This window comes from Actinopolymorpha singaporensis (assembly GCF_900104745.1).
Classification (GTDB): Bacteria; Actinomycetota; Actinomycetes; order Propionibacteriales; family Actinopolymorphaceae; genus Actinopolymorpha; species Actinopolymorpha singaporensis.
Genome location: NZ_LT629732.1, coordinates 599230 through 616400, shown reverse-complemented (window position 1 = coordinate 616400; position 17171 = coordinate 599230). Strand labels below are relative to the sequence as shown.

Annotated in this window: 17 protein-coding genes; 13 read left to right on the top strand and 4 right to left on the bottom strand. The window is 72.0% G+C overall.

Translation table 11 applies throughout. The features are described from left to right. Nucleotides 1-64 precede the first annotated feature (64 nt). The 4 genes from BLU27_RS02820 (at nucleotide 65) to BLU27_RS02810 (ending at nucleotide 2998) form a co-directional block, all read left to right on the top strand. Nucleotides 65-1471, top strand: coding sequence for a glycosyltransferase (locus tag BLU27_RS02820; protein ID WP_172804850.1), 1407 nt, complete (start codon nucleotides 65-67; stop codon nucleotides 1469-1471). Nucleotides 1472-1567: 96 nt separating this feature from the next. Further along, the gene (locus tag BLU27_RS31070) at nucleotides 1568-1654 is read left to right on the top strand and encodes a putative leader peptide (RefSeq protein WP_354938856.1); all 87 of its coding nucleotides are present in this window, start codon (nucleotides 1568-1570) and stop codon (nucleotides 1652-1654) included. Nucleotides 1655-1829: 175 nt separating this feature from the next. Continuing rightward, nucleotides 1830-2681 (top strand): sulfurtransferase, encoded by an 852-nt coding sequence (locus BLU27_RS02815; RefSeq protein ID WP_092650288.1) that lies wholly within the window; start codon nucleotides 1830-1832, stop codon nucleotides 2679-2681. After that, nucleotides 2678-2998 (top strand): DUF1416 domain-containing protein, encoded by a 321-nt coding sequence (locus tag BLU27_RS02810; RefSeq protein WP_092650286.1) that lies wholly within the window; start codon nucleotides 2678-2680, stop codon nucleotides 2996-2998. The genes BLU27_RS02815 and BLU27_RS02810 overlap by 4 nt, the downstream gene beginning before the upstream one ends. A gap of 154 nt (nucleotides 2999-3152) precedes the next feature. Here BLU27_RS02810 and BLU27_RS02805 read toward each other — a convergent pair whose 3' ends face one another. Next, nucleotides 3153-4112, bottom strand: coding sequence for a UDP-glucuronic acid decarboxylase family protein (locus BLU27_RS02805; protein WP_092650284.1), 960 nt, complete (start codon nucleotides 4110-4112; stop codon nucleotides 3153-3155). 187 nt (nucleotides 4113-4299) lie between these two features. Here BLU27_RS02805 and BLU27_RS02800 point away from each other — a divergent pair, with 187 nt between their 5' ends. Further along, on the top strand, nucleotides 4300-5823 hold the full coding sequence (locus BLU27_RS02800) for a sugar transferase (protein ID WP_092650282.1): 1524 nt from the start codon (nucleotides 4300-4302) through the stop codon (nucleotides 5821-5823). Between the two features lie 197 nt (nucleotides 5824-6020). Here BLU27_RS02800 and BLU27_RS02795 read toward each other — a convergent pair whose 3' ends face one another. Continuing rightward, entirely contained in the window at nucleotides 6021-7160 is a 1140-nt protein-coding gene (locus tag BLU27_RS02795) for an LCP family protein (protein WP_092650280.1), read from the bottom strand. A gap of 408 nt (nucleotides 7161-7568) precedes the next feature. Between BLU27_RS02795 and BLU27_RS28735 the strand changes: the two genes are divergently transcribed. From BLU27_RS28735 to wecC, 5 genes are all read left to right on the top strand, one after another. Beyond that, a complete protein-coding gene (locus BLU27_RS28735) occupies nucleotides 7569-7706 on the top strand; it encodes a hypothetical protein (RefSeq protein ID WP_157728176.1) in 138 nt (45 codons plus the stop codon). A gap of 6 nt (nucleotides 7707-7712) precedes the next feature. After that, a complete protein-coding gene (locus BLU27_RS02790; RefSeq protein ID WP_092650278.1) occupies nucleotides 7713-8327 on the top strand; it encodes a heme-binding beta-barrel domain-containing protein in 615 nt (204 codons plus the stop codon). A 61-nt stretch (nucleotides 8328-8388) separates the two neighbouring features. Next, entirely contained in the window at nucleotides 8389-8859 is a 471-nt protein-coding gene (locus BLU27_RS02785) for a Fur family transcriptional regulator (RefSeq protein ID WP_092650276.1), read from the top strand. A gap of 170 nt (nucleotides 8860-9029) precedes the next feature. Further along, nucleotides 9030-9995, top strand: a complete 966-nt coding sequence (gene ygfZ, locus BLU27_RS02780) for a CAF17-like 4Fe-4S cluster assembly/insertion protein YgfZ (RefSeq protein ID WP_422386096.1) — start codon at nucleotides 9030-9032, stop codon at nucleotides 9993-9995. A gap of 116 nt (nucleotides 9996-10111) precedes the next feature. After that, the gene (gene wecC, locus BLU27_RS02775) at nucleotides 10112-11374 is read left to right on the top strand and encodes a UDP-N-acetyl-D-mannosamine dehydrogenase (protein ID WP_092650272.1); all 1263 of its coding nucleotides are present in this window, start codon (nucleotides 10112-10114) and stop codon (nucleotides 11372-11374) included. Here the strand turns inward: wecC and wecB are convergent. Further along, entirely contained in the window at nucleotides 11364-12518 is a 1155-nt protein-coding gene (gene wecB / locus BLU27_RS02770) for a non-hydrolyzing UDP-N-acetylglucosamine 2-epimerase (protein ID WP_092650270.1), read from the bottom strand. The genes wecC and wecB overlap by 11 nt on opposite strands. Before the next feature lie 174 nt (nucleotides 12519-12692). Between wecB and BLU27_RS02765 the strand changes: the two genes are divergently transcribed. Further along, on the top strand, nucleotides 12693-13718 hold the full coding sequence (locus BLU27_RS02765; protein ID WP_157728174.1) for a sialidase family protein: 1026 nt from the start codon (nucleotides 12693-12695) through the stop codon (nucleotides 13716-13718). Here the strand turns inward: BLU27_RS02765 and BLU27_RS02760 are convergent. Beyond that, entirely contained in the window at nucleotides 13715-14353 is a 639-nt protein-coding gene (locus tag BLU27_RS02760; RefSeq protein ID WP_241827747.1) for a Wzz/FepE/Etk N-terminal domain-containing protein, read from the bottom strand. The genes BLU27_RS02765 and BLU27_RS02760 overlap by 4 nt on opposite strands. A 157-nt stretch (nucleotides 14354-14510) precedes the next feature. Between BLU27_RS02760 and BLU27_RS02755 the strand changes: the two genes are divergently transcribed. Beyond that, complete coding sequence (locus tag BLU27_RS02755; RefSeq protein ID WP_092650264.1) at nucleotides 14511-15773, top strand: glycosyltransferase; 1263 nt, start codon at nucleotides 14511-14513, stop codon at nucleotides 15771-15773. After that, complete coding sequence (locus tag BLU27_RS02750; protein WP_092650262.1) at nucleotides 15770-17146, top strand: lipopolysaccharide biosynthesis protein; 1377 nt, start codon at nucleotides 15770-15772, stop codon at nucleotides 17144-17146. Before BLU27_RS02755 ends, BLU27_RS02750 begins: the two co-directional genes overlap by 4 nt. The last annotated feature ends 25 nt before the right edge of the window (nucleotides 17147-17171 follow it).

Here is a 17171-nt window from a genome sequence, read left to right as displayed (position 1 = left end):
TGGGGTCTGGGTCATGATGTCCCGAATCGTCCGGGTCACGCAGGCCGACACAAGGAGCCGGTCCATGGACCTCCGCCCACTGATGGGGGCACGTCGCATCCGCCGCGGCCGTACGTCCGTGCGGGGCGACCTCGCCTCGGTGATCGCGCTCGACCCGGCCGCCGCGGCCCGTACGGCCCGGCCGACGCTGCGGGTCGCGCACTTCACCGACACCTACCTCCCGCGCCGTGACGGCGTGGTGACTTCGCTGCAGAGCCTCACCGCCGCGATGGCCGAGCTCGGCCACGCGAGCCTGCTGGTGGTGCCGAAGCACCCCGACCAGCCGGCCGACGAGGAGCTGCTGCGGCTGCGGTCGCTGCCGTGCGGTGTGGCGCAGTTCCGGCTGGCGGCCTGGCCGCGCAGCCGGCACGTGGAGCGGGTCGCGCACTGGCTCCCGCACGTGGTGCACGTGCACACGCCCGGGCCGGTCGGCCTGCTGGGCATCTTCGCCGCGCGCCGGCTCGGCCTGCCGCTGGTGCAGACGTACCACACCGATCTGCGCGCCTACGCCGACGCGTACCGCCTGCCCACCTCGGTGATCGAGGGGGTTCTGCGCTGCTACGCCCGCCGGCTGGGTTCGCCCAAGCTGGCGCTGCCGCGCGGCGGCAACCGCACCGAGCGCCGGGACGCCCTGGTCGACGCCGGCACCGGCCTGTTGCTGGCCGACGCCGACGCCGTGCTCGTTCCCACTCCCGCGATCCTCACCCGCTGCCGGCTGCCGATCGACGACGACCGGATCTACGTCGCGCCCACGGGTGTGTCGCTGCAGGACGTCCCGGCCGACGCGGGGCCGGCGTTTCGCCGGCGGTACGGGATCGGGCCGGACGAGCCGGTCGTCCTGTTCGTCGGACGGGTCAACCGCGAGAAGGGCATCGACCTGCTGACCGAGGCGTTCGGCCGGCTGCGCGACGTCGTGCCCGCGGCCCGGCTGCTGCTGGTGGGCGCGGTGTACGACAGCCGCTGGGTGCAGCGGCTGCTGGAGCAGGCCGGTGTCGCCGACCGCACCGTGCTCACCGGCCAGCTGCCGCCCGCCGAGGTCGCCGCCGCGTACGCCGCGAGCGACGTGTTCGCGTTCCCCTCCCTGACCGACACGCAGGGGCTGGTGATCCAGGAGGCGGCGCTGGCCGGGCTGCCCGCGGTACTCGCCGACGAGGCGCTGTACGCCAGCGGCCCGCTGGCGGGCACCGGTGTGCTCGCCGGGCCGGACCCGATGCGCTACGCCGAGGCGCTGGAGGACCTGCTGACCAACCCGGTGCGCCGGGCGTGCGTGGGCGAGGAGGCCCGGCGGCGGGCCAGGCGAAATCCGCCGTCGGAGTACGCCCAGCGGATGGCGGCGATCTACGGCCGGGCGGTACGCCGGGCGGGATCGGCGACCCGGCTGTCGCGAGGCGAGCGGCGCGGCCCGTTCCGGTCCCGGCGGCTGATCGCCTGACGCGTTCCGGGGGCCTCTGGTAGTCGTCTCACCAATTGACCTGAATTCCCAACATGTGAGACGACCGTGACAGTGTCGTGCAGGGTCCGTACGCTGATGCTCGTGCTGCGGAGGACCCTGCTGACCAAGCGCCGTGCGGTGGACAACTGCCGCACTTCGACCTGTTTGTGTCCGGCCTCCTGACCGACGGCCGTCCGCTCCTCCCGCCGCCCGCGCTCCGCGCCGACCTCAGTACCAGCGGGTTCGGATCTCACGCCGTCCGCAGTGCCCCCGGACGATCCAGGGCCGCCACGCCCCAAATGCTCGCCGCCGCGCTCAGCGGCCAACGTCCCACAACCGCTCGCATGGAGGTTTCCGCATGAGCCGTGACTCCGTCCTCGTCTCCGCCGAATGGGTGGAAGAGCATCTGGACGACCCCAACATCGTTCTGGTCGAGGTCGACGAGGACACCAGCGCCTACGACAAGGGCCACATCAAGGGCGCCATCAAGCTGGACTGGCGTGAGGACCTGCAGGACAAGGTCCGGCGCGACTTCGTGGACAAGCAGCAGTTCGAGAAGCTGCTGTCGTCCCGCGGCGTCAGCAACGACCAGACCGTGATCCTCTACGGCGGCAACAACAACTGGTTCGCGGCGTACGCCTACTGGTACTTCCGCCTCTACGGCCACCAGGACGTCAAGCTGCTCGACGGCGGCCGCAAGAAGTGGGAGCTCGACAGCCGCGCGCTGGTGGAGGACGTGCCGTCGTACGCCCCCACGCAGTACGTCGCCTCCGACCCCGACCTGTCCATCCGCGCGTTCCGCGACGAGGTCGTGGACGCCATCGGCCAGCTCAACCTGGTCGACGTCCGCTCGCCCGACGAGTACTCCGGCAAGCTCCTCGCTCCGGCGCACCTGCCGCAGGAGGTCGCCCAGCGGGCCGGCCACGTGCCCACCGCGGTCAACGTGCCGTGGAGCAAGGCGGCCAACGAGGACGGCACGTTCAAGTCCGACGACGAGCTGCGCGAGATCTACGGCAAGGCCGGCGTCGACTTCGACAAGGACACCATCGCCTACTGCCGGATCGGCGAGCGCAGCTCGCACACCTGGTTCGTGCTGCACGAGCTTCTCGGGCAGCCGAACGTCAAGAACTACGACGGGAGCTGGACCGAGTACGGCTCCCTCGTGGGCGTTCCCGTTTCGCTCGGTGACCAGCCTGGAGATGCCTCATGAGTGCCAACGACGGTTGCGGCGCGCCCACCGGCGGCGCCGCTCTGGCCGGGGTCAACCTGGCCAAGGAAGCAGTGATCCAGGGTGTCGTCCGCTCGGACGCCGCCCCGGTGTCGGGCGCCTACGTGCGCCTGCTGGACGGGTCCGGAGAGTTCACCGCCGAGGTCCCCACCGACGCTGACGGAGTGTTCCGCTTCTTCGCCGGGCCGGGCACCTGGACCGTGCGTGCGCTCGCGCCGCGCGGTGCCACGGCGGAGGGCTCGGTGCAGGCCGAGCTCGGCAAGATCGCCGAGGTCGAGCTCGCGCTCACCCCGGCCTGAGCCGCATCGCCGTTCGCGCTGAACCAACGCAGAACGAACGCAGAACGAACGCAGGACGAACGCCTCGCGGGGCGTCCCTTTCCGGCGGGTCACCGCCCACCGGGATCCGGGACGCCCCGCGTCGCGTGTCCGGCAAAGATCAGCGCAGACCAGCTCACACCAGCTCGGGGTGGGCCCTGAACCACTCGATGGTCAGTCGAAGGCCGTCCTCGACCGGCACTTTCGGCTCCCAGCCGAGAAGGTCGCGGGCGCGTGAGATGTCCGGTTGGCGTACGCGCGGATCGTCCTGCGGGCGGGGGACGAACGCGAGCTCGGAGGCCGACCCGGTGAGGTCCCGGATCCACCGGGCCAGGTCGAGCACGGACAGCTCGTGCGGGTTGCCCAGGTTGACCGGCCCCGGGTGGTCGGAGTGGGCCATCGCGAGGATGCCCTCCACCGTGTCGTCGACGTAGCAGATCGAGCGCGTCTGCGAGCCGTCACCGGCGATGGTGATCGGCTGGCCCTTGAGTGCCTGGCGGACGAACGTCGGGATGGCCCGGCCGTCGCCCGGCCGCAGCCTGGGCCCGAACGTGTTGAAGATCCGTACGATCGCGGCGTCCAGCCCGTGGGTGGAGCGGTAGGCCATGGTGAGCGCCTCCGCGAACCGCTTGGCCTCGTCGTAGACCCCGCGGGGCCCGACAGGGTTGACGTTCCCCCAGTACTCCTCCTCCTGTGGGTGGATCAGCGGGTCGCCGTACACCTCGGAGGTGGAGGCCAGAACGAAGCGCGCGCCCTTGTCCCTGGCCAGGCCGAGCGCGTGGAGGGTGCCGATCGAGCCGACCTTCAGAGTCTGGATCGGGAGTTGGAGGTAGTCGATCGGTGAGGCGGGGGAGGCGAAGTGCAGGACCACGTCGACCGGCCCGCCGACGTGGATGTAGTCGGTCACGTCGCACCGCAGGAGCCGGAAAGCCTGGTGGGGAAGAAGGTGTGCGACGTTCTCCGGCCGCCCGGTGAGGAAGTTGTCCAGGCAGACGACCTCGTAGCCGTCGCCCAGCAACCGCTCGCACAGGTGGCTGCCGAGGAACCCGGCACCGCCGGTGACCACGGCCCTGCGGTTGGTACTGAGATGTCCCACTTCATCCCCCTCAGCCGATCTGATGTCGAATGGTATTGCGTGAGGGACTACGGTGAGCCTCGGCTGCCAGGCGGACGATATGAGTGGCCCGTAACGATGCCCAGGGCTTGCACCGATTTCGCCGGCAACCGATGAGCCCCGTGGTACGTAATACGCAGAAGACGTTCGGGGGGACGGAAACAAACACATGGTGACGCTGAAGCAACTCGACGAAACGATCGCCGGGCGGGCCGTGCCCGGCACCACGGCCCCGTTGCCGGATCGCCGGGCCACCGCCCGCGGTATGGCGTGGTTCGCCACGGTGGTGATGGTGCTGGACACGGTGCTGATCCTGTGCGCCGGCATGCTCGCCGCCGTGACGCGGTTCGGCGAGCCGACCACCAACATCGCCGGGGGATGGCGCGGCTCCAACCTCAGCGGAGTGCCGTACTCCGCCGTCGTGGTGATGGTGGCCGTCGTGTGGATCGCCGTCCTGGCCGTGCGCGGAGGCTACTCCGGTCGCACGTTCGGCTCCGGTGCGGACGAGTACAAGCTCGTGCTGAGCGGCAGCGTCCTGACCGCCGGGCTGATCGCGATCGTCTGCTACCTCGCCAAGATCGAGTTGTCCCGGGCCTTCCTCGGTTTTGCGTTCCCCATCGGTGCTGTGCTCCTGGTGGCCGGGCGCTTCAGCGCCCGGAAGCTTCTGCACCGGCTGCGTGCCCGCGACCAGCTCGTCCACCGCGTCCTGCTGGTCGGCATGCCGGCGGGAGTGGCCGAACTGCTCGAGGTGATGCGCCGCGAGCCGAAGATGGGTTTCTCCGTCGTCGGCGCCTGCCTGCCGCGGCTGTCCAAGGACCCCGGTGACGAGGTGGCCGACCAGGGGCTGCCGATCTACGGCTACCTCGACGACGTCCGTTCCGCCGTCGAGCGCTCCGGCGCTGACACGGTCGTGGTAAGCGCCCTGCCCGGCCGTTCGTCGCGGCTGCTGCGCCGGCTGTCGTGGTCGCTCGAGGGCCTCGGCGTCGACCTGGTGGTCGTGCCCAGCCTCACCGACGTCGCCGGCCCGCGCATCCACCACCGGCCGGTGGCCGGCCTGCCGCTGCTGCACGTGGAGGAGCCGGAGTTCACCGGCGCGCGCCGCATCGTCAAGAACATCTTCGACCGGGTGGGCGCCGGAATCATCACCATCCTGGCCACCCCGGTGATGTTGGTGATCGCGCTGGCGATCAAGTGCGACGACGGCGGGCCGGTGCTGCTGCGCCAGACCCGGGTCGGCGTCCACGGCAACGAGTTCACCTGCTTCAAGTTCCGGTCGATGGTCGTCGACGCGGAGCAGCGGCTGGCGGAGCTGCGGGCGGCCAACGAGCACGACGGGGTGCTGTTCAAGATCCGCAACGACCCGCGGATCACCCGGGTGGGCAAGGTGATCCGGAAGCTGTCGCTGGACGAGGTTCCGCAGCTGTTCAACGTCCTGCGTGGCGAGATGAGCCTGGTCGGCCCGCGGCCACCGCTGCCGGCGGAGGTCGACGCCTACGCCGAGGACGTACGCCGCCGGTTGCTCGTCCGGCCCGGCATCACCGGCCTGTGGCAGGTGTCCGGCCGGTCCAACCTGTCCTGGGACGACTCGGTGCGCCTCGATCTCTACTACGTAGAGAACTGGTCGCTGTCAGCCGACCTGGTGATCCTCGCCAAGACGGTCGGCGCGGTGCTCAGCCGCAACGGCGCGTACTGACCGAACGGCACCTGCGCCGTACCCGGCCGGGCGTCTCTTGGACCTTCCAGAGAAACGAGCGAGGGCGCTCCCCGCGCGGTTCGCGCACCGGGAATGCCCTCGCTCGTGAGTTTCGTACTGCCTGGCTCGTTCAACTGCCTTTCACCACGTACGACCGGGGCCCTGCTCCGGCGCCCTGCCCGCGGGGTGATGCCGCGTCAGCGGACCCGCTCGCCGAGCACCTCGTCCTGGCCGTTGGCCTTCAGCCATTCACCCACCTGGTCGTCGCGGATCGCCTTCCACAAGGTGTCGTCCTTGGCCTTGTCGAGGAAGACGACCGACTGGCTGCCCTCCATGCCGGTGCCCTTGTGCGGCGCCGTCATGAACGTCACGTTGTGCTGCCGGAGATCCTTCATCTCCAGGGCCAGCGAGCGCATCTGCCCGGTGCTGAACTCCTCGTCGACGGAGAGGTTGTGGGTGATCGCGTCCAGCGCCCGGCCGAGCTTCAGCGGGTTGGTCAGCGTGCCGTTGGACAGGGTCTGCCGCATCAGCGCGCGCAGGAAGTTCTGCTGGCGCTGGATCCGACCGAAGTCGCCGTTGCGCAGGTGGTGGCGCTCCCGCACGTAGTCGAGCGCCTCCTCGCCGGACAGGGTGTGCTGGCCGGCGGCGTACATCTTCCCGCTGGCGAAGCGGGTCTCCTGCTGGAAGGTCAGTTGTACGCCGCCGAGCGCGTCGGTCAGCGCCTTGAAGCCGGTCCAGTCGATCACCGCGAGGTGGTCGATCCGCAGGCCGGTCAGCTTCTCCACCGTCTGGATGTAGAGCGGCGGGCCGCCGAAGGAGTAGGCGGCGTTGATCTTGTTGGGCTTGTGCCCCGGGATCGACACCCAGGAGTCCCGGGGAATCGAGATCAGATAGGCGGCCTTCCGGTCACCGGTGATGTGCAGGAGCATGATCGTGTCGCTGCGCTGGCCACCGCGTTCCCAGGCCTTGCCCTTGCCGGCGCCGGTGGTGCCGCCGCTGGCGTCGTCGGTGCGGGCGTCGCTGCCGGCGAGCAGGATGTTCATGGCGTTCGCGCCCGGTGCGCCCTTCGCGGGCTTCTTCGGCCGCAGGGCCTCCGGCAACTGGGAGAACGCCGGCACCCGCGACACCTGGTTGCCGAACTTCTCCGACAGCAGGTAGCCGGTCAGCGCGACGCCGCCGCCCAGGATCAGCACCAGGGACAGCAGGATCAGCAGTGTGGTCTTGGTGCGGCTCGATCGGCGGCGATGACCGGCGGAGCGGCGGCCACCCGGGCTGTCCTCCTCCTCCTCGCGCATGCGGATCGAACGCAACCCTTCGTCGGTGCGGTAGTCACTCATTAGCGTCCCTGATTCCTCATCCCCCGTGAGTGGCGGACGTCCGCCCCGGCTGAACTCGACGCGCGTCAGCGCGTCTGCGAACGGTGTCCCGAACGTGGGAACCTTCGACAGCACTGACGCGCGACCGGCTGCCCCGGTTGTCTTCCGAAGGGGATACCCCGCTTCGCTGACGATGTCGCACCTGCCGGCCGAGCAATATCGTACGGGGCGGGTGGGGCGGACCCGCTTCGTACGACCGGCAGGGGGCACTTGCCCGACTTCGTCCCGGGGTCCATTTTGTCCGGCCTGTTCCAGGTCTGTCGACCCCGGGGCAGCGTCCGGCCTGTCTCCGGGTCGCTCCGGCGCCTCTCGCCTGCCCGGTCGGACCGCAAACCCGGGATCCGCAGGGCAGACCCTAGACTCGGGCGCGTGTGGGAGGCGGCGTTCGTGGCGGTGCTGCTCGTGCTCGTGCTCGCCGTCGGCATGCTCGGGGCGTACGTCCTCCGTAACCTGCTCCGCCGCCCCCGGCGTGGCCCACAGGACACCGACCAGCGAAACGGGAGTTGATCCGCCTTGTCGACGCCGGCGCCGTTCCAGATCCCCGGCGATCTGCACCCCGACTGCGTCCAGTTGGCCTTCCTGCTGGGCCGCTGGGAGGGCAAGGGGCACGGCGACTACCCCACGATCGAGCCGTTCACGTTCGGCCAGGAAATCGTCTTCAGCCACAACGGCAAGGCGTTCCTCTACTACACGAGCCGCACCTGGCTGCTGGACGAGGAAGGCACCGCCGTCCGGCCGCTGGCGATGGAGACGGGCTTCTGGCGGCCGCAGCCCGACCACGGCCTGGAGGTGGTGCTCGCGCATCCCACCGGGTACGCCGAGGTGTGGTACGGCCGGATCGAGGGCGCCAAGATCGAGCTCGCCACCGACCTGGTGGCTCGTACGACCACCGCGAAGGACTACTCCGGCGGCCAGCGGTTGTACGGCCTCGTGCAGGGCGCGCTGATGTGGACCTTCGACATGGCGGCGCGCGGGGAGAGCCTGCAGCCGCACCTGTGGGCCAAGCTGGAACGCGCCGGGGCGGTGGCGCCGCCCGGCAACGGCACGTCCGGCTCCCCGGCGGCCGAAGCTCCGGGATCGGAGGCCGCCGCACCCGAGGGGGCGCCGCCCGCCCCGGAAGGTGACTGACCCCGGACGGCTCGCGCCGCGACAGCCGTCGTCCGCCGGCGCCGACCCTAGACTCGACCTGATGGGCGATTCGCACGACCACCACCACGGCCACGACGCCGTGGCCGCCGGCGCGCTGCACGAGGAGCTGCGCGCCCGTGGGTACCGACTGACCCCGCAACGTCAGCTGGTGCTGGAGGCGGTGGAGGATCTCGGGCACGCGACGCCCGAGGAGGTCCTCAACGCCGTCCGGCGCAAGGCGCGCGGGGTCAACATGTCGACGATCTACCGCACCCTCGAGCTCCTCGAGGGGCTGGACCTGGTCTCGCACGCCCACCTCGGCCACGGCGCCCCGACCTATCACGCCGCCACCACCGCCGACCACGCCCACCTGGTGTGCCGTGCCTGTGGCCGGGTGATCGAGGTGCCGCCGGACGCGGTCGAGCCGCTGGCCGAACGACTGCGCGAGCATTACGCCTTCGACACCGACGTACGCCACCTGACCGTCTTCGGGCAGTGCGCCGAATGTCGCGAAGGAACCGACTGCCCGTAGGAACCCCCGACCGCTCGGCCAAGTGGCACCCGGGTCGTAACCTCGAACGCGTGACCAGCTCCTCCAGCACACCCGACCAGCCTGAGGCCGGCCAGCCCGCCCAGCCCGGCCAGCCCGCCCAGCCCGGCCAGCCCGGCCAGCCCGCCCAGGCGCAGAGCCCGTTGCTCGGTCTGCCGGGCGCGGTGGCCGGCGACCCCCCGGACTCCGGCGTCGCCGCGCACTACGGCGAGCCGTTGATCGAGCAGCGCCGCCTGGAACGCGACCGGGCCGGCTTCGTCGATCTGTCCCACCGCGGCGTCGTGCGGGTCGGCGGACCGGACCGGCTGGGCTGGCTGCACTCGTTGAGCACCCAGGCGCTGGAGCGGCTCGGGCCCGGTGAGGGCGCCACCACGCTGATCCTCTCGCCGCACGGCCACGTCGAGCACGCGCTGTACGGCGTCGACGACGGCACCGCGTTCTGGATGCACGTCGAGCCGGGCACCGCCGCCGCTGCGGCCGGCTTCCTGGACTCGATGCGGTTCATGCTGCGGGTCGAGGTGACCGACGTGACCGCGGACTACGCCGTGGTGTGGGAGCCGCGCGTGGACGGTGACGCCGGCGGGCACCTCGTCCGGCGGGGTGGCGACCCGGTCGGTGGACGCGAGTTGTTCGTGCCGCGGGGCGAGCTGGCCGCGTACGCCGAGACGGCCGGGCCGCCCGCCGGGCTGTGGGCGTACGAAGCGCTGCGGATCGCCGCCCACCAGCCGCGGCTGGGCTTCGAGACCGACCACAGGACCATTCCGAACGAGGTCGGCTGGCTGGGCTCGGCGGTCCACCTGAACAAGGGCTGCTACCGCGGCCAGGAGACGGTGGCCAGGGTGCACAACCTCGGCCGCCCGCCGCGCCGGCTGGTGTTCCTGCACCTGGACGGCTCGGTCGACCGGCTGCCGGGCCACGGTGCGCCGGTCACCCTCGACGACCGCGAGGTCGGCTTCGTCACCAGCAGTGCCCGCCACCACGACCTGGGGCCGGTGGCCCTGACCCTGGTCCGCCGCAACGTCCCGGTGGAGGCCGGGCTGCTGGCCGACGGCGTGGCCGCGGCGCAGGAGGTCGTGGTCGACCCCGAGGCCGGGCTGCACGTGCGGGCACGCCGCTGACAGACCACGGACGCCTCCATCGCCGCGACCTGGCGTGGGGATAGGCTCGCCGCCGTCCGGAGGCCACAGAGCCTGTCGAAGCGGGGGCGCGAGTCGTGACGCGAGGAATAGGAAGGGTGGCCGTCGTCGGCCTGGGCTACATCGGTCTCCCGACCGCGGCCGCGCTGGCCACCCAGGGCGTGGAGGTCCGCGGCGTCGACGTGAACACCGACACGGTCCGGGCGGTCAACCGCGGTGAGGTGCCGTTCGTCGAGCCGGACCTCGCGGTGGCGGTCAGCGGCGCGGTGTCGATGGACCGGCTGCGCGCGTCCACCCGGATGCCGGAGGCCGCGGCGTACATCATCGCGGTGCCCACACCGTTCAAGGACGGCCGTCGACCGGACCTGTCCTACGTCCGCGCGGCGGCCGAGGAGATCGCACCGCGGCTGCGCCCCGGAGCGCTGGTCATCCTGGAGTCGACCTCCCCGCCGGGCACGACCCTGCAGGTGAGCGAATGGCTCGCGGAGCTGCGGCCCGACCTCGTGCTGGCCCACCAGCGGGCCGCCGGGCCGGTCGACGTGCACGTGGCGTACTGCCCCGAACGCGTGCTCCCGGGCCGGATCATGATCGAGATCGTCACCAACGACCGGGTGATCGGCGGGATCACCCCGGCGTGCGCGCAGCGGGCCGCCGAGGTCTACCGGACGTTCGCCCAGGGCGAGCTGCACCTCACCGACGCCGGGACCGCCGAGCTCACCAAGCTGGCCGAGAACGCCTACCGCGACGTCAACATCGCCTTCGCCAACGAGCTGGCGCAGGTCGCCGAGCGGCTCGGGGTCGACGTCTGGAACGTCGTCGAGCTGGCCAACCGGCATCCCCGCGTGCAGATCCTGCGGCCCGGCCCCGGTGTGGGAGGACACTGTGTGGCGGTCGACCCGTGGTTCCTGGTGTCGGCCGCACCCGACGGCACCCGGCTGATGCGGACGGCGCGAGAGGTCAACGACGACCGTCCGGGCCAGGTGGTACGCCGGATCGTCGCGGCGGCCCGGTCGCGTCCGGGTGAGCCGGTGGCCTGCTTCGGGCTGGCGTTCAAGGCGAACGTCGACGACCTGCGGGAGAGCCCGGCCGTGGACGTGGTGGCCGGGGTGGCCACCGCCCTGCCTGACGTCCCGGTGCTGGTGGTGGAGCCGCACGTGCGCACGCTGCCCACGGCCCTGCGGGCGTACGACCGGGTGCGGCTGGTCGGTGCGGCCGAGGCGCTCGAACGGGCCGGGGTGCTCGCGTTGCTGGTCGACCACGACGAGTTCGCCGGAATCGAGCCCGAGCACCTCGCCGGTGCCGAGGTGGTGGACACCCGCGGTGTCTGGCGTCGGTCGGCCGCTGACGCGCTCAGCCGGTGAAGTCGGGCAGGCGTACGCCGAGCCCGAGCAGTTCCTCGATCGCCGCGACGCTGCGGGCGGCCGCCTTGCCGTCGCCGTACGGGTTGACCGCACCCGCCATCGCGGCGTACGCCTGATCGTCGTCCAGGAGTTCGGTGAGCGCGTCGCGGACCGTCTCCCGATCCGTGCCGACCAGCCGGACGGTGCCCGCGGTCACGGCCTCGGGGCGTTCGGTGGTGTCCCGCAGGACAAGCACCGGCTTGCCCAGGCTCGGTGCCTCCTCCTGGACGCCGCCGGAGTCGGTGACCACCAGGTGGGCACTGGCCAGCAGGTGCGCGAACTCGGCGTACGACAGCGGCTCGGTGCGCAGCACGTTGGGTTCGGCGCCGAGTTCGGCCGCCGCCACCTCCCGGACCACGGGGTTGCGGTGCACCGGGAAGACGAAGTCGGTGTCAGGGTGGGCCCGGGCGACCTCGGCGACTGCGCGGAAGGATTCCCGCATCGGCTCGCCCCACGACTCCCTGCGGTGGGCGGTGACCACGACCAGCCGCCGGCCGGTGGCCGCCGCCGCGTCGACCGTGCGGGCGAGGTCGGGGTCGGTGTAGGCGGGCCGGCGCCCGGCGACCTCGAACAACGCGTCGATGACGGTGTTGCCGGTGACGGTGATCGCCTCCGGCGCCACCCCACCGGCCTCCAGGTGGGCACGGTTGGTCCGCGTGGGCGCCAGGTGGAGGGTCGCGAGCTCGGTGGTGAGCCGGCGGTTGATCTCCTCCGGGAACGGCGAGTAGCGGTTGTCGGTACGCAGGCCCGCCTCGAGGTGGACCACCGGAACCTGCGCGTAGAACGCCGCGAGCGCGCCGGCGAACGTCGTCGTGGTGTCGCCCTGGACCACCACCGCGTCCGGTGCGACCTCGGCGACGAGCGGCTCGAGCCCGGTCAGCGCGCGGGTGGTCACCTGCCCCAGGGTCTGCCGCGCGGCGAGGATCGCCAGGTCGTGATCGGGGCGGATGCCGAAGAGTTCGTGTACCTGGTCCAGCATCTCGCGGTGCTGGCCGGTCACGGCGACGACTGGTTCGATGTCGGCGGACTCGCCGAGTGCCCGGACGACGGGAGCCATCTTGATGGCCTCCGGCCGGGTGCCGTAGACGAGCATGACGCGGGCCACGGTCGCTGAACTCCCCTTCGTCGAGGTGGGGTCGCGGGCACCCGGTCGTGGAAGGTGGCGTACGGAGGCGGGTGACCGCCGGATGGCGGTCAGGCTAGCGGGTGACCCCGTCGCGCCGACCGAGGTGTCGGGTTTTCGTATCCCGGGAATGCACCACACATGCGGTGGAAGGGCATGGTGGCAGTCACCGGACTGGTCGGGCTCGTGGTGGCGGACGCGATGTTCGTCACGATGGCGATCCGGCACTCGGCCGGTGAGGCGGTCCTCGGGACGGCCACGCAGAACTCGAAGACGGGCAACTCGGTTACGGACAACTCGGCCGGCTCCCCGTCGCCGGGGGAGGAACCCCCGGCGACTCCGGGGACGTCGCCCACCGGCGCGCCCGCGAGCCCGCCCGTCCGGTCCCGCGCGCTGGTCGACATCGGCGCGGACGCCGCCGTCGCCCGGGCGACCACCGGTAAATGCGGCCGGGGCGGGGCGACCCTGCAGCTGTCCACCGACAGTGGCCGGACCTTCGACCTCGCCGACGTACGTCCGGCCGAGGTCATCGTCCGGGTGATCACGAAGGACGCGCGGAACACGTCCCTGATCGGCGCGGACGCCGACTGTCGCAAGCTCGCGACGTACGTCACCACCGACGCCGGCCGGACCTGGACCAGGCTGGAGGGGGCCAGTGGCAACTGGTACCTCGAGCCCAGGCCCGCACCCCGGCTGCACACGCCCAGCGGCGACGTCGTGGTCCCCTGCGGGAAGGGTGTCGAGGTGGTCGGTTTCAGCACCCTGTCGTCACGGAGGGCGTTCGTCCTGTGCGACGGCGGCGAGGTGATGGCGACCGGCGACGGCGGCGCAACATGGAGCAGGCGCGGGAACGTGAGAGGGGGCGCCGACCTGGACTTCGTGAACGAACGAACCGGGCTGGTCGCTCGTACCGACGTCCCCAACTGTGCCGGAGTGCTGGTCAACCGCACCACCGACGGTGGGCGGAGCTGGAAGCTGATGGCCTGCGTGTCCGGTGACGAGGCGCGAAGCGGGGATCGTCCCGACATCTCCGCCGACGGCAATCGCGCCTACCTCGTCAGGGGAGAGGCGGTCTGGGTCACCACCGACGCCGGCCGGCACTGGACCCGGACGCCCTGGGGCCGGCAGTCTCCGCAGGACGGCTCGCCGTCGCCCTCCAGCCAGGCCGTCCCGGCCGGCTAACCCCGTGGTCCGCGACCGGACGGCGGCGCGTCGACGAGAACCACGTCCGCGCGGCGTTCGAGGTCGCCGAGCAACAGTTCCATGGCCCGGGACTGCAGGAGCTCGCTGGGTTTGGGCGGCAGCGGGCCGCTGGCCAGCACCTCCAGCGGGATGTCGCCCCACGGCTGCGGCGCGACCTCGGTCGCGACCTGCCGGGCGCGGGCGGGGTCGGTGTCGGTGACGGCGATCTCGAGCAGGATGGTCTCCGGAAGGACCCGGGCGGAGATGCGGGAGCTCAGCTCGGCGGCCGACATGGGCAGCCGGAGCTTCTTCACCACTGCGGTGGTGACCGCCTCACCGCGTACGAGGTCGGCGTAGGAACGCGCACGCTGCTGGGAGAACAGGCTGCCCTGGTAGGCGCTTGTCGTGGAATCGTCCCCCGGCGCCAAGCTGACGAACAGGGTCGTGGACTGGTACGTCGGCGTCGTACGCAGGACCACGATCGCCGCGACGGCGACCGTGACCACCACACACGCCAGCAACAACTTCCACTGGGCGCGGATCAGTCGGAGATACCCCCACAGCTCCACCGGCGCAACTCCACCGGCGCGACCTTCTGAGTCGTCCTCGTCGCTGTTCTCGCGCTGTCCTTGCACGGCGTACCGGAGTAGGTACGTACTGTACGCGGCGCGGCGCCGTTTACTCGTACGCCCGGCCGGGGGAGAAGTGCTGGGGGTGCGGACCCTCCCCAGGGCCCGACGCGAGACCTGTGGACGGAGCGGAGCCGTTGACCACCACCATCTGGACGAGGCGATGACCGCGAACCCCGCATCCGACGCGCGCCCCGTCGGCACGCACACCGGCGCGGTCCGGCGGCCCAGGGCTGTTCACGTGTCGACCGTCCATGCCGCCACCGACATCCGGATCTTCCACAAGCAGTGCCGAACGCTCGCCGCGGCCGGCTACGACGTCGTGCTGTACGCCCGCACCGACCATCTGCAGGACCCTCGTGCCGACCGGCCCTACGAGCAGGACGGCGTACGCGTGGTGCCGGTGCCGCCGCCGTCCGGCCGGGCCGCCCGGATGACCGTCGGCGTGTGGCGGTTGTTCCGGCCGCTACTGGCCGAGGCCGCCGACGTCTACCACTTCCACGACCCCGAGCTCGTCCCGCTGGCGACGGCGTTGCGCCTGTGCGGGCGCAACGTCGTCTTCGACGCGCACGAGCCGCTGCCCGCACAGATCCTGGCCAAACCCTGGATCCCGCCCCGGTTGCGGCCCGTGGTCGCGGGGGCCACCCGGCTGCTGGTCCGCCTCGCCGGTCAGGGGGTGACCGTGGTGGTGGCCGCGTCGCCGCTGGTCGAGAGCGTCTACGCCGGCGCACGCCGGATGGTGGTGGTGAACAACTTCCCGATCCTGCCCGGCGACGACCCGACCGCCGGGCCGGCAGGCGGCCAGGAGAACGCCGAGTGCCCGCCGGAGATCCCGTACGACCGGCGGCCGCGCGGGATCGTCTACGTCGGCGGCCTGTCGGACCTGCGTGGGCTGTCGGCCATGCTCGACGTGGCCCGGATCGCCGGCACCCGGCACGGCGAGCGGCTGACGCTGATCGGGGCGTTCGTGCCGCCCGAACTGGAGGCGCGGCTGGCCGAGCCGGAACTCGCCGGGCTGATCGACTACGTGGGCGTCCAGCCGCCGAAGCGGGTCCGCGAGCTGCTGGGTGAGTCCCGCGTCGGCCTGATCCTGCAGGTCGGACCGGAGGCGTACAAGTGGAACCTCCCGACGAAGATGTTCGAGTACATGGCCGAGGGGCTGCCGGTGGTGGCGTCGCACTTCCCGCTGTGGAAGCAGATCCTCGACGAGGCCGAGGCCGGCGTCACCGTGGACCCCCAGGACGGCCAGGCGGCCGCGGAGGCGGTGTCGCGGCTGCTGTCGGACCCGGTGGAGGCGGCGGCGATGGGCCGGCGCGGACGCAAGGCTGTCTACGAGCGGTACTCGTTCGGGCCGGAGGCGGCGAAGCTCCTGGCGCTGTACGACAGCCTCCTGCCCGGCGACGTGCGCGCCGCCGGAACCCGATGAGTGGCATCGACCGCGCGGCGCCCGACCTCACCGCGGCCGGCGCCGCGCCGGTGGGAACCGCCGTTCCCGAACCCCGCGGCATGAAGGACGTGGACGGTGCGAGGTCGGCGCCGCCCCGACGGTCCGGTGCCCGGCGCGGGGTCGCGGAGATCGTCCTCGGTACGGTCCTCGGCCAGGGCCTGCTGATCGCCGCCGCTCCCGTCCTCGCCCGTCTCTACGGTCCGGCCGACTTCGCACTGCTGCAGATCTTCACCGGCGTCGTCTCGATCGGAGCGGTGCTGGCAGGCCTGCGCCTGGACCTCGCGGTCTCGCTGGCGCGCGACGTCACCGAGACCCGCGCGGTGTTGCGGGCCGGGCTGGCCGGCACGGTCGTGGTGGCGGTCGCGATCTGGCTGCTGGGCCTGGCCAGTGCGGGTCTGTGGGCGGTCAACCCCACGCTGGCCGGCCTGCGGTCGGCGTGGTGGCTGGTGCCGCCGACGGTGGCGGTGATCGCGGTGTTCCAGCTGCTGAGCGCGGTGCTCGTCCGCGCCGAGCGGTACCGCGACCTCGCCGGGCGCAGCGCCCTGCAGGGCGTGGGCACGGCCGGCGCGCAACTCGGCTTCGGGTTCGCCGGACTGGCGCCGCTCGGGTTGCTGCTCGGCATGGGCGTGGGCCGGGCCGCCGGTCTCGCGTCGATCGCCCGCGGCGGACTGTTCCCGCCTCCGGCGGCGGGCCGGCGGGAGCCGGTGACGCCCGGGCAGGTCCGCGCGGCGATCCGCCGCTTCCGCAGGTTCCCGCTGCTCACCACGTGGACGGCGCTGCTGAACAACATCGGGCAGTACGCGCCGTACCTGCTGTTCTCGTTGACGTACGGGCAGAACCCGACCGGGTGGCTGGCGTTCACCACCCGGCTGCTCGCCCTGCCCGCCGCGGTCGTCGGCCAGGCGGTGGCGCAGGTGTTCCTGGGGCGGGGCGCGAGCGCCCGGCGGGACGCGACCGGTGAGCTGCCCCGGCTCACCTGGCTCGCCGTACGCCGGCTCGCGGTGCTCGGCGCCGGACCGGCGCTCGCCTTGTCGCTGGTTGGGGCGTGGGCGTTCGGCCTGGTGTTCGGGGCGCAGTGGGAACGCGCCGGGACGTACGCCCAACTGCTGGCCGTGGCGTTCCTCGCGCAGTTCGTGGCCAGCCCGGTCTCCAACGTCCTCAACCTGGTCGAACGTCAGGGTGTCGCGCTGGGCTGGGAGGCCGTCCGGCTGTTGCTGGTGGTCGGGGTGCCGTGGCTGGTGTGGCTGCTCGGGGGTTCGGACCTCGCCGGCGTCGCCGCCTACGCGGGGGTCCTGGTGTTCTCCTACGGCGGCGTCCTGGCGCTGGTCTGGTGGGTGCTGCGCCGTGGCTAGCCCACCAACGACCGGCCAAGCAGCC

Excerpts from the sequence above, each read along its gene's own strand:
- BLU27_RS02820 (WP_172804850.1), top strand. The coding sequence starts at position 65 with ATGGACCTCCGCCCACTGATGGGGGCACGTCGCATCCGCCGCGGCCGT.
- BLU27_RS31070 (WP_354938856.1), top strand. The coding sequence starts at position 1,568 with ATGCTCGTGCTGCGGAGGACCCTGCTGACCAAGCGCCGTGCGGTGGAC.
- BLU27_RS02815 (WP_092650288.1), top strand. The coding sequence starts at position 1,830 with ATGAGCCGTGACTCCGTCCTCGTCTCCGCCGAATGGGTGGAAGAGCAT.
- BLU27_RS02810 (WP_092650286.1), top strand. The coding sequence starts at position 2,678 with ATGAGTGCCAACGACGGTTGCGGCGCGCCCACCGGCGGCGCCGCTCTG.
- BLU27_RS02800 (WP_092650282.1), top strand. The coding sequence starts at position 4,300 with ATGGTGACGCTGAAGCAACTCGACGAAACGATCGCCGGGCGGGCCGTG.
- BLU27_RS02795 (WP_092650280.1), bottom strand. The coding sequence starts at position 7,160 with ATGAGTGACTACCGCACCGACGAAGGGTTGCGTTCGATCCGCATGCGC.
- BLU27_RS02785 (WP_092650276.1), top strand. The coding sequence starts at position 8,389 with ATGGGCGATTCGCACGACCACCACCACGGCCACGACGCCGTGGCCGCC.
- BLU27_RS02765 (WP_157728174.1), top strand. The coding sequence starts at position 12,693 with ATGGTGGCAGTCACCGGACTGGTCGGGCTCGTGGTGGCGGACGCGATG.
- BLU27_RS02755 (WP_092650264.1), top strand. The coding sequence starts at position 14,511 with ATGACCGCGAACCCCGCATCCGACGCGCGCCCCGTCGGCACGCACACC.
- BLU27_RS02750 (WP_092650262.1), top strand. The coding sequence starts at position 15,770 with ATGAGTGGCATCGACCGCGCGGCGCCCGACCTCACCGCGGCCGGCGCC.